General features: G+C 66.1%; 13 protein-coding genes and 1 pseudogene. 10 read left to right on the forward strand and 4 right to left on the reverse strand.

Going from position 1 to position 10,253, the window contains the following annotated elements; translation table 11 throughout:
- Positions 1 to 923, forward strand: a 923-nt coding sequence (locus AB0E63_RS45325; RefSeq protein ID WP_360380781.1) for a YihY/virulence factor BrkB family protein, incomplete at its 5' end; no start/stop codon positions are given.
- Between the two features lies 1 nt (position 924).
- Here AB0E63_RS45325 and AB0E63_RS45330 read toward each other — a convergent pair.
- Complete coding sequence (locus tag AB0E63_RS45330) at positions 925 to 1,602, reverse strand: GAF and ANTAR domain-containing protein (protein WP_360380784.1); 678 nt, start codon at positions 1,600 to 1,602, stop codon at positions 925 to 927.
- Between the two features lie 191 nt (positions 1,603 to 1,793).
- On the opposite strand from AB0E63_RS45330, the gene AB0E63_RS45335 reads away from it, so the two are divergent.
- Positions 1,794 to 1,937: a GPGG-motif small membrane protein gene (locus AB0E63_RS45335; protein ID WP_360380787.1), complete on the forward strand. Its 144-nt coding sequence runs from the start codon at positions 1,794 to 1,796 to the stop codon at positions 1,935 to 1,937.
- A 24-nt stretch (positions 1,938 to 1,961) separates the two neighbouring features.
- On the opposite strand, the gene AB0E63_RS45340 is transcribed toward AB0E63_RS45335, so the two are convergent.
- The 3 genes from AB0E63_RS45340 to AB0E63_RS45350 are packed head-to-tail and all read right to left on the reverse strand — an operon-like array spanning position 1,962 to position 3,272.
- Complete coding sequence (locus AB0E63_RS45340) at positions 1,962 to 2,342, reverse strand: nuclear transport factor 2 family protein (protein WP_360380790.1); 381 nt, start codon at positions 2,340 to 2,342, stop codon at positions 1,962 to 1,964.
- A gap of 52 nt (positions 2,343 to 2,394) precedes the next feature.
- The gene (locus tag AB0E63_RS45345; protein WP_360380793.1) at positions 2,395 to 2,556 is read right to left on the reverse strand and encodes an SDR family oxidoreductase; all 162 of its coding nucleotides are present in this window, start codon (positions 2,554 to 2,556) and stop codon (positions 2,395 to 2,397) included.
- Between the two features lie 11 nt (positions 2,557 to 2,567).
- Complete coding sequence (locus tag AB0E63_RS45350) at positions 2,568 to 3,272, reverse strand: SDR family NAD(P)-dependent oxidoreductase (protein WP_360380796.1); 705 nt, start codon at positions 3,270 to 3,272, stop codon at positions 2,568 to 2,570.
- Between the two features lie 911 nt (positions 3,273 to 4,183).
- Here AB0E63_RS45350 and AB0E63_RS45355 point away from each other — a divergent pair.
- From AB0E63_RS45355 to AB0E63_RS45390, 8 genes and pseudogenes are all read left to right on the forward strand, one after another.
- Positions 4,184 to 5,047 carry a GAF and ANTAR domain-containing protein gene (locus AB0E63_RS45355; RefSeq protein WP_360380798.1) on the forward strand — a complete coding sequence of 288 codons (864 nt, stop codon included), beginning with the start codon at positions 4,184 to 4,186 and terminating at the stop codon, positions 5,045 to 5,047.
- 286 nt (positions 5,048 to 5,333) lie between these two features.
- The gene (locus tag AB0E63_RS45360; RefSeq protein WP_360380800.1) at positions 5,334 to 5,483 is read left to right on the forward strand and encodes an Hsp20 family protein; all 150 of its coding nucleotides are present in this window, start codon (positions 5,334 to 5,336) and stop codon (positions 5,481 to 5,483) included.
- Positions 5,484 to 5,512: 29 nt separating this feature from the next.
- Positions 5,513 to 6,169: a hypothetical protein gene (locus AB0E63_RS45365; protein ID WP_360380803.1), complete on the forward strand. Its 657-nt coding sequence runs from the start codon at positions 5,513 to 5,515 to the stop codon at positions 6,167 to 6,169.
- 25 nt (positions 6,170 to 6,194) lie between these two features.
- The gene (locus AB0E63_RS45370) at positions 6,195 to 6,335 is read left to right on the forward strand and encodes a hypothetical protein (protein WP_360380806.1); all 141 of its coding nucleotides are present in this window, start codon (positions 6,195 to 6,197) and stop codon (positions 6,333 to 6,335) included.
- Positions 6,336 to 6,406: 71 nt separating this feature from the next.
- Positions 6,407 to 7,231: a sigma-70 family RNA polymerase sigma factor gene (locus AB0E63_RS45375; protein WP_360380809.1), complete on the forward strand. Its 825-nt coding sequence runs from the start codon at positions 6,407 to 6,409 to the stop codon at positions 7,229 to 7,231.
- A gap of 738 nt (positions 7,232 to 7,969) precedes the next feature.
- On the forward strand, positions 7,970 to 8,275 hold the full coding sequence (locus AB0E63_RS45380; protein ID WP_360380811.1) for a hypothetical protein: 306 nt from the start codon (positions 7,970 to 7,972) through the stop codon (positions 8,273 to 8,275).
- 281 nt (positions 8,276 to 8,556) lie between these two features.
- On the forward strand, positions 8,557 to 8,829 hold the full coding sequence (locus tag AB0E63_RS45385) for a GlsB/YeaQ/YmgE family stress response membrane protein (RefSeq protein WP_360380814.1): 273 nt from the start codon (positions 8,557 to 8,559) through the stop codon (positions 8,827 to 8,829).
- A 398-nt stretch (positions 8,830 to 9,227) separates the two neighbouring features.
- A pseudogene (locus tag AB0E63_RS45390) lies at positions 9,228 to 10,147 on the forward strand (IS630 family transposase); the annotation flags it as partial.
- Positions 10,148 to 10,253: the final 106 nt, after the last annotated feature.

Consider the following 10,253-nt stretch of genomic DNA (forward strand, 5'->3'; position numbering starts at 1 on the left):
GAGTGGATGCCGACAAGCCGACGGAGATTCCGGCGGCCGGCTGGTGGCAGGTGATTCGGCGGGCCTGGGCTGAGGCCAAGGCCGACCAGGTGCCGTTGCTTGCGGCCGGTGTCGCGTTCTTCGGCTTCCTCTCGCTGTTTCCGGCCGTCGTCGCTGGGGTGCTGGCCTACGGGCTGGTTGCGGATCCGGCCCGGATCCGCAACCAGGTCAAGGATCTGGCCGCGGCGATGCCGGCGTCAGGGCGCGATCTGCTGCTCCAGCAGCTCGACGCCTTGACCTCGGCGCCGCGACAGGGGTTGGGGATCGGCCTAGCGATCGCTGTGGTGGCCGCGCTGTGGAGTGCGTCAGGAGGTGCGGGGTACCTCCTGACCGCGGTGAACCTCGCGTACGACGAGGACGAATCGCGCGGGTTCGTCCGCCGCAAGCTCCTGGCTCTGGGTATGACGCTGGGCGCGATCGTCTTCGTCCTGGTCGCGATCGCCCTGTTCGCGGCCGGCGCGGCGATCGGGAACGATGTGGCCACGCCGGTCCGGATCCTGCTCGAGGCGGTACGGCTGGTGCTCGCCGTCGTACTGATCACCGTGGCGCTCGCGGTCACCTACCGGCTGGGCCCGGATCGGGACGCCCCGCGCATCCGCTGGGTGTCCACGGGCGCCGTCGTCGCGACCGTCATCTGGCTGATCGCCTCAATCGGGTTCTCGGTCTATGTCGAGACGTTTGGCAACTACGCCAAGACCTACGGCAGCCTGGCCGCGGTGGTGGTCCTGATGCTGTGGCTGTGGCTGACCGCGTACGCCGTACTGCTCGGAGCCGAGATCAACGCCGAAACCGAACAACAAACGGCCCGCGACACCACCAAAGGCGAGCCACGTACCCTCGGCCAACGAAACGCCGTCAAGGCCGACTCCATCCCGCGGCAGTAGGTCAATTGTCCTTGTCGAAGGTCGCGTTGAGATCCTCGGCGAGCTTCCGCAGCTTGACGTTGCCGTCCTGGGACAGCCGGGTGAGGAACGCGAAGGCGCGCTGATCGGTCAGCTTGTAGCGTTCCATCAGGATGCCGACGGCCTGACCGATGGTGGTCCGGGTCCGCACGGCTTCCTGGAGGTTCTGGATCTCCTGCGCATAGTCGATCACCGCGGCGGACTGGTGGGCGAAGAGCTGACCGAGGGCGCCGAGGTCCTCGAACGAGCCCGCGTGGAGCGAGTACAGGTTGAGCGCGCCCTGCGACTTGGGGGCATCGAACAGCCGGATGCCTGCCTGCGCCCGGATGCCGGCCTCCACTGCGACCGCTGCGTAGCGGAGGAATCGTGAATCTGCCGCCAAGTTCGGCGAGCTGACGTGCACGGCGTCCGTAGCGGCGTCGTAGCAGGGGCCTTCCTGCAACTCGTACTGCGCTGCGTCGAGTCTCAACAGCATGTCGTCAGTCGGTGCCGCCGTTTCCAGCCGGCCGTCGGCACGCTTCACGGTGATACTCGCGTAGTCGACGTCGGGCAGTACTTCGACCGCAGCCGCAGTGATCCGACCCAGCGTATGGTCCAGGTCACCCGGAGTCAGCGACTTCGAGAGCCGACATGCGGTTTCGATCAAGCGTTGCTCATCCACGCTCGATCGGTACCCCCCTCGGCAAACGTGAACCGCCCAAGGACACTCACTTCCGGCCACGTGACACCTCCGCCGCATGCGCTAGTGGGCGGTCGCGGACAACCGCTTTGACCCGTGTCGTTTGACCTTGGGTACAGAGGTTCTGGCACGGGTAACTCGCCGGCGAGCCGGCCCGAGTGATGGGAACTACCGTGGGTCTCATTTTGTGGATCATCGCGGCGATCCTGGTGATCGCCGGCATCTTCTCGATCGTTCGCGGTCAGGTGATCTGGGGCATCGCCCTGATCATCATCGGCCTCCTCGTCGGTCCTGGCGGCGTCAGCATCTTCACCTGACGCCAGCCGCTGGCCGGATTCTGATCAGTCATCCGTCAGACATGGACCTGCATGTCCGGCGAGACAGAGCCATCGGTCCTCGACCTGGACCCACGTCTGCGTCATCGGCATCCGGAATGTCTCGATGCCACCACCGTGGTCGACGCGGTCGGTCACCACGCACCGCAGTACCGCGGTGTCGCCGACCACGATCACTGCGATTCGTGCCAGGGATTGGTTGTTCCAGGTCAGTGATTGAGTGATGTTCGAGGCGACGTACAGCTCGCGATCGAACTGCTCACCCAGATGAGAAGTCCAGCGGAAGTCCGGATGCAGCAATGACCGCAGCTGCTCGCCATCCCCACTGGCCAACGCGTCCGCCCGGGCCAAGGCAGCGGCTACGACTTGGTCCTCGGCAGTTCCCATGACAACCAACTTCTTCGAGTCCGGTTCGGATCCGTCGGCGGATGATGGTGGCTTAGGGCAACGGGCGGCCGCCGGTGGCGCCGATGCGTTCGCCGGTGATGTACGTCGAGTCGTCGCAGGCGAGGAAGACGTACGCCGGTGCTAATTCGGCGGGTTGACCAGCTCGACCGAGCGAGGTGTCGGCGCCGAACTCGTCGACCTTCTCCGGCGGCATGGTCGCCGGGATCAGGGGCGTCCAGATGGGTCCTGGTGCGACGGCTTCACCCGAATGCCTTTGGATGCGAGTTCCTGGGCCAGACCTTTGGTGACGTTGAGGATGGCGGCCTTGCTGGTGGCGTAGTCGAGGAGGTTCGGCGACGGGTCATAGGCCTGGATCGAGGTCGCGTTGATGATCGCCGCGCCTGCGGACAGGTGTGGCAATGCCGCTTTGCAGAGCCAGAACATCGCGTAGACGTTGGTCTTGAGCACCCGGTCGAACTGCTCGGTGGAGATATCGGCGATGCCCTCGCGCGGCATCTGGTATGCAGCGTTGTTGACCAGGATGTCGAGGCCGCCGAGCTCGTCGACGCACCGCTCGACCAGCTGGTTGCAGTGCGCCTCGTCCTGGATGTCTCCGGGTACGGCGGCCGCCGTACGCCCGGCCTCCCGGACCAGGCGACAGGTCTCACGGGCGTCGTCCTCCTCCGCGGCCAGATGGGAGATCATCACGTCGGCTCCTTCGCGGACGAAGGCGAGCGCGACGGCTCGTCCGATGCCGGAGTCGCCGCCGGTGATCAGAGCCCGCCGACCGGTCAGCTTGCCGCTGCCGCGATAGCTGTCTTCGCCGTAGTCAGGCTCGGGACTCATCGCATCGCCGTGTCCCGGATGCGGCTGCTGCTCCGGATCCTGCTGGTCGGGCCCGGGGTATCGAGTGCGCGGATCTGTGCTCATTGGGTGCCCTCCGTCAGCCGGCATGAAGAATCGGCTCGATGCGAGTCCGGGTACCCGCTCGACAGGAGATCTATGCCCGGACATCCGCGGTGCCCGAGCCACCTCTTTGCTCTTAGCAACAACATCAGCCGGCGGCGACAAGGCATGAGGACACAGCCTGGCCATCGGATCAGGCGTCGGTGGTCGGCCGGATCGTTTTGATCGGTGAACTGGGCGGGAACCGCCCGGGCCGTAGATGTTGGTCTCGACGACCGCGCCGGTGGCGTCGCGGATGATGTGCTGGGCTTGCGCCCACCGGGCGACTTCCCCCGATCGCGACCTGCCGCAGCCGTGGGCCGCAGCTGGAGAACGGCTCACAGCCGGGTCGGCGGTTCTTCCAGACACCGTTCTCGCAGTAAGTCGCGACATCTTGAGTGTCCATCGCCAACCCCTCGTGCTATTTGGCCCGCCGGCTGGCAGGGGACCTGTCGGCCGACGACGTAGTACCTGTACCCCGCCACAATCGTTCGTTCTGCCACCAACGGCTCTCGGTAACGATGCGAGTCCCTTCATGACGATGTCCCTGGTGTTGTTCGAGGGTCCGGTCGACTCGCGGCCGCCGCGGGGGAGCGAGCTGGATTCGATCGCCGTTCTGGTCGACGACAACCAATCCTGAAGGGGGAACGCGTTCGGCGTGCAGCTGGGTCGCAGGACGTCGGGGAGAAGGGCCAGCGGTGGGTGGGGGTGACGCACCAGGCCTGGGCCCTTCGGTATGCCCCAGAACTCTTACCGTATTCCGATACGGACCAGTCCGGTACCTCGTGGGCGCGCGGCGTGCATCGGACGTGGGGAGGCAACTCCTGGAACCCCTGAACAGACGCTTGACCCATGTCACCCGACGCGTCTCACCGTCCGCGTTGAGGAGACCGTGAATGGACGGCAGGATGGGTGTCATGATCGGTGGCACGGATCACACAGGTCGGCGGAGGCCTCGCACCGAGGCGCCCCAGGAGACCGAGATTGCGACCGTCAGCCTTGTCGGCGCGGACGCCGCCGAGGCGTTCGCCCGGTTGGCGGTCGAGTTGCATGGCGCGGAAGGGCTCGAGGAGACCGTCGATGCGGTCGTGGACTTCGCGCTCCAAGCCCTGAACTGCTCCCATGCCGGCATTGCCCTGCACAGTCGCGGACGGCCACAGGTGCCGGCAGCAACCCACCCACTGGTCTGCGAGATCTTCCATCACGCCATGGCGACAGGACACGGGCCACTTGTCGAGGCGATGCGAACCGGCCAGGACGTCTTGGTCCGGGACACGGCCGTCGACCCGCGCTGGCCCCAATGGGCCGCGGAGGTCCGCGAACTCGGCGTCCGCGCCGTCTTGGACGTGCCGCTCACCACCGCCACAGACAGCGTCGGGATGCTGGGCCTGTACAGCACCGCACCAGACGCCTTCGGACCCGATGACATCGCTGTCGCGCACATACTGGCGCGGCACGCCTCGGTCGCGCTCGCCAACGCCCGCCACGAGGCGAACCTCGCGCAGGCGGTCGACGCCCGCAAACTAGTCGGACAGGCGATGGGGATCCTGATGGAACGCCATGACCTCGACGGCGACCGGGCCTTCACCGTCCTCAGGCGCTACTCGCAAGACACCAACACCAAACTGCGCGACGTCGCTCAGCAACTGAGCGACACACGCAAACTCCCCCGCACCGAAGCCCGGCGACTGAACACCGAAGCCGCTGGCCGGAATCAGGGCGACCACCGAGCTTCGGCGCGCGGTACAGCGAACACCTAGATCCAGGGTCTCGTACGGCGAGTTGCAGCCGACCGTCGTGGTGCTCACCGGGGCGTGACCGCCGCTGCTTCAAACGCGCCCGCATGCCCTCTTCGGTGACGACGAGCATGTCATCGGATGGATGACGGATGATGCTTGTCATCCATCCGATGACGTGTTAGAACGGTGCTGCGTATTGACACCGAAGTCGACAATCTGGAGGTGGAACGATGTTGATGCGCATCGACTCGTTTCGCGAGTTGGACCGGTTGCCCCAGCAACCCAGCGGTGCCTCGTCGCCGGGGACATGGTCGAGGCTGAACCCGACGCGGATCGGATCACGGCGGACTACGCGAACGGCGTACTGACGGTGAAGATCCCCGTCGCCGCGCAGGCCAAGCCGCGCAAGACCAGCATCAGCGGCGGGGCTTCAGAGCCGCGCCAGATCAACGCCTGAACGGCGCCACCCGACACAGGAGATCCTGGATGTACCGAGCTGAGCCGCCCGACGGACTCGACGAGGCGACCGATGCGCTGGCCTTCATCACCGGCGTACTACGCGAGCTCGATGCTGACGGCAACGATTCCGACCAGTTGCTCGAGGCACTGGTCCGGATCCGCGCGGTCCGGGATCACCTGGCCGAGTGGGAGCCGAGGTTGATCGACCACGCGCGGGCCGCCGGCACCAGCTGGGCACAGCTGGCACCGGCGGTCGGGGTGGCGAGCAGGCAGGCGGCCGAGCGGAGGTATCTGCGGATCAACCAGCAGTCGGCCGGCGCCGCGATGACAGGCGAGCAGCGTGTCCAGGCCGCCCGCGACGAGCGCGCGAGCGACCGCGCCGTCGCCACCTGGGCGCGCGACAACGCTGCCGATCTGCGTCGCCTCGCGGGGCAGGTCACCGCACTGGACGGGCTCGACCGGCACACTCAGGAGAGCGTCGACCGGATCCACGATGCCCTTGGCGACAACGACTCCGCGGCCCTGCTCGGCCCGTTGGCCGATGCCGGCCCGCGACTCACCCGCGACCATCCGCGGATCGCGGACCGGATCTCCGAGCTCGGTGACCGGGCCGACGAGGTCCGCCGAGCATCGACACAACGGCCGGGCGAGGCCCGGCAGAGCCAGGAGGAGGGACTCTCATGAAGTTGCGGTTGAACTGGATTGGTTGATGGCGCCGGTCCGGTCGACCCTCGGCTGGTACGCGGTGTTCGCCGACCGGACCGGGACCTGCATCCGGCTGCTGGACCCATCCCCGCACCTGCCGAGCGCCGCGGAACCATCACCGAACCTGTTCGCCGTCGCCGGCTGAGAGCACCAAGAACTCTTGACCGTGGTCCAGGGACGTGGCCACGCCGTGACTCCAGAGTCGCGAGGTCAATCATGCTTTCTGGTAAGAACAACGAGACAGTACCGACGCAATGCTCGACGCCCGAAGAGCGGGCCGCACGTGAAGCCGCCACCCAAGAACTGCTGCAGCGCCGGGAGCGAACGTCCGATGACGCCGAGCGGCAGGCGTTGATCGATCAGGTCGTCGAGCTCAACCTCGAGATTGCGCGCGGGATCGCCCGCCGGTTCCGCGCGCGCGGCGCCGAGGCCGATGATCTCGAGCAGGTCGCCTGCCTGGGCCTGGTCAACGCGGCGCGCCATTACCGGCTTGACGCTAATACGCCATTCATCGGTTTCGCGATCCCGAGCATCCGCGGCGAGGTCAAGCGGTATTTCCGAGACTGCGCGTGGACTGTGCGGATCCCACGCCGGCTGCAGGAGGTCCAGGCCTCGATCATGGCCAAGCTGCCCGAGCTGCAGCAACAGCTAAACCGGGACCCCACCCGGGCTGAGCTCGCGGATTACCTCGGCCTGGAGGTGGACCTGGTCGAGGAGGCGATGGCCGCGAACGGCTGCTTCAACGTGCTGTCCCTGGACCGCACGTCAGACGTCAACGCGAATCAGACACTGGCCGATCTGGTGGCTGCCGAGGACGACGGGACGGTCGACCAGTTGGAAACGGTTGACATGCTGCAGCCAGTGCTGGAGGAGCTGGGGCCGCGTGAACGGCGCATCCTGGAACTGCGCTTCGTCGAGGGCTGGGCCCAGACCGAGATCGGCAGGGAGATCGGCCTCAGCCAGATGCAGGTCTCGCGCGTCCTACGCAAGATCCTCGCCGATCTTCGCGCAAAGCTCACCCCGACACAAGCGGTCGCCTGACTACCGTTGGCCACATCGGCATCCCTCGCCGTCGGGAGGTGACCGACTGAATACTCTTGGGCCCCGGTGTGTCAGGTGACCACCAAGCCCGCGGGTCGAACGGTCACCAGGCCGCGGGCGTTGCGCATATCAGCGCGCGCGGCCGCCCCTGACCACCCCTTCCATCCTCCTCCGGAAACCCACTCCGCGCGGGGCGACGACTCCCGCGAAGCTGACCGGGGTCGGGAGGCTGGTGGTCAGATACGACGCTGGGCCCACCGGATTATGTCGACTGCGGCGTGGCGCTGGCTCGATGAGGTCCGGCGTATATTACTGAGCCGTGATGGGGCCTCGAGGACGCTGAATCGGTGGCACGCGGGGCTGCTCAGCGACGAGCTGCCGCGGCGGTGGGCGCACACTCAGGGCGTGGCTGCCCGCGCCCGGGACCTGGCCCGGATGCTGGGGGGAGCAGGTCGACAGACGTCCATCCGCTCGATGGTGCGAGCTATCTGCGGAACGTGCTAGCGGCCGACGAGGTGCTATGTCGGCTGGTTGCTCAGCCGATGTCGGCCATGCGGCTCGCGGCGATGGCGAGTTGTCTCAATGTGCCCTGGCAGTGGTTCCGCCGCCAGTGTGAGGAGCTTGCGGTCGCCGGCATCGACGACATCGTCCATCCGGGGAGCCGCCTGCTGTCCACTCGCGGGTTGAACACCGCGGTTCGCTGCGTTGCCTACCTTGACGCCCTCGAAGGAGCTGATCGTGCGGGCTGCTGAACTGACCATGTGCCGAACCTTTGCCGTCCACTTCGACCACGGCGACGACTTCTACACGGCACTCGCCGAGTTCTGCGCCGAGTACGACGTACGGCAAGGTTTCATCCCGATGTTCATCGCCGGCCTGGGAGACGTCCAACTCGCCGGCGCCTGCGAGAAGCTCGAGAACCCCGACGCACCGGTCTGGAGCTCCGTCACCTCGAGAACGTCGAGGCGATCGGTGGCGGCACCCGCGCGTACGACGAAGAGACCGGCGCTGTCCTGCCCCACATCCATGTCTCGGTCGGTTTGAAGGCCCACTCAGCAACCACACATCAGCCACCTCCTCGGCCTGGATCCAGTTCCTGACCGAGATGTATCCGGTCGAGGTGACCGCACCGGCCTACTCGCGGCTGTACCAGCCGAACCTGTACTGCGTTCCCTTGCTTGCCTTTTGGTCCTCACCGCCAACTCGGCTCGACCCGACCACCCTTGCCCGGCCAAGACCCGCGACATGGGGTTTGTGGCTTGGGCACAGGTCTATGGCTGCGGTCGCACGACCTCAGCGATTCGGCGCTACAAGAGGACGGAACCATGGAGATCATCGGAGTCATCGTCGCGGGCATTATCATCGGCCTGCTCGGAAAGTTCGTCGCGCCGGGCAACAAGGACAACATCCCGATCTGGCTCACCATCCTGTGCGGAATCGGTGGGGTGATCATCGGATGGTTCGTCTATACCGCGTTCGGCGGTAATGGCAGCCCTGGCATCGATTGGGTGCGGTGGATTGTGGCTATCGCGATCTCGGCTGTTCTGGTCGTCGTCGCATCGACGGTGACGCGCCGCAACACCTCCGCGCACCGCTGAACACACGCAAGGCCCGAGCCAGCTCCTGACGAAGGACTGCCCAGGACCGGGCACCGACAACCTGCGGATACTGCCAGGGGTGTCAGTCGACACCCCGGCAGACCGTCAGCGATCCTTGCGGGTCGCGGTGCCTCGTTGCGCCTGCAAGGAGAGAGCGATGAATGCGGTCGGCACTTGAGAGGCGTGAACTCGAACATTGCCAGCGATTGGTCATGAAGACTGCCCGCATCGCTTGACACGACCATGAGGCCGCTTCACCCCGGGCGGCCCCGGTAGAAGGCCGAGGCTCGGACTCGTGGGATCAACGACACCAGGACGCACTGGGGTTGCCCGGCTTGACGGACAGGGCTGATGACTTGGTCAGGCTACATTCGTGATCTTGTTCGGTCCCCGTAGTAATCCTGGAGAGCTTGGCGAGGTACCAGACGGCAGCTCATCGGGAGGTGACCCGGGCCAAGGCGCTGTTGCCGGCAGCTGATGGTCTTGCGAGCACGGCTGTCGCCTATGAGGTCGGGGTCTCGCCGTCGAGTGTGGTGGCCTGGCGGAGTCGCTTCGCGGAGGAGGGGCTGGCCGAGCTGGGTCGGGTTCGTCCCGGCCGGGGGCGTAAGCCGCAGATCCCGGCGGAGAAGATCGACGAGATCGTCCGGTTGGCCCAGGAGTCCAAGCCGGAAGGCGAGACGCGCTGGAGCTGCCGGTCGATGGCCAAGGCGGCCGGGGTGAGCCCAGCGACGGTGCAGCGTGTGTGGTCTGCTCGTGGGCTCAAGCCGCATCTGGTGCGCACCTTCAAGCTCTCCAATGACCGCCGTTTCGATGAGAAGCTGATCGATGTGGTCGGCGTCTATCTGAACCCGCCCGACAAGGCGGTGGTGCTGTGCATGGACGAGAGAGCCAGATCCAGGCGCTCGACCGGACGCAGCCGTCGCTGCCTTTGAAGAAAGGCCGGGCCGGAACCATGACCCACGACTACAAGCGCAACGGGACAACGACCCTGTTCGCCGCGCTGAACGTGCTGACCGGAGTGGTGATCGGCGAATGTCTTCCCAGGCGCCGCAACGGCGAGTTCTTGAAGTTCTTGCGCACCATTGACCGTCAGGTCCCCAAGGGACTCCAGATCCACATGATCCTCGACAACTACGGCACTCACACCCACGACAACGTCGTGGCCTGGCTGGACAAGCATCCCTGGTTCCACCTGCATTTCATCCCGACGTCGAGCTCATGGCTGAACATGGTCGAACGCTGGTTCCGCGAGCTCACCGAGAAAGCCATCCGCCGCGGTGTCTTCAAGTCGGTGCCCGACCTGATCGCTGCGATCGAGGCAAGCCGGCCGTGTGGAAGGCGGCGTTTGGTGTCATGGCGGCGCCGCCGCCAAAGGACACTGCCGTCTTTCTGCACTGCGATCTCCTGCCTGTCAACATGCTGTG

The sequence above is a fragment of the Kribbella sp. NPDC026596 genome, from assembly GCF_040638415.1.
Taxonomy (GTDB): Bacteria; Actinomycetota; Actinomycetes; order Propionibacteriales; family Kribbellaceae; genus Kribbella.

Coding starts and splice junctions, on each gene's coding strand:
- AB0E63_RS45385 (WP_360380814.1), top strand. CDS start 8,557: ATGGAGATCATCGGAGTCATCGTCGCGGGCATTATCATCGGCCTGCTC.
- AB0E63_RS45345 (WP_360380793.1), bottom strand. CDS start 2,556: ATGCCGCCGGAGAAGGTCGACGAGTTCGGCGCCGACACCTCGCTCGGT.
- AB0E63_RS45350 (WP_360380796.1), bottom strand. CDS start 3,272: ATGAGCACAGATCCGCGCACTCGATACCCCGGGCCCGACCAGCAGGAT.
- AB0E63_RS45355 (WP_360380798.1), top strand. CDS start 4,184: ATGGACGGCAGGATGGGTGTCATGATCGGTGGCACGGATCACACAGGT.
- AB0E63_RS45360 (WP_360380800.1), top strand. CDS start 5,334: ATGGTCGAGGCTGAACCCGACGCGGATCGGATCACGGCGGACTACGCG.
- AB0E63_RS45340 (WP_360380790.1), bottom strand. CDS start 2,342: ATGGGAACTGCCGAGGACCAAGTCGTAGCCGCTGCCTTGGCCCGGGCG.
- AB0E63_RS45370 (WP_360380806.1), top strand. CDS start 6,195: ATGGCGCCGGTCCGGTCGACCCTCGGCTGGTACGCGGTGTTCGCCGAC.
- AB0E63_RS45365 (WP_360380803.1), top strand. CDS start 5,513: ATGTACCGAGCTGAGCCGCCCGACGGACTCGACGAGGCGACCGATGCG.
- AB0E63_RS45375 (WP_360380809.1), top strand. CDS start 6,407: ATGCTTTCTGGTAAGAACAACGAGACAGTACCGACGCAATGCTCGACG.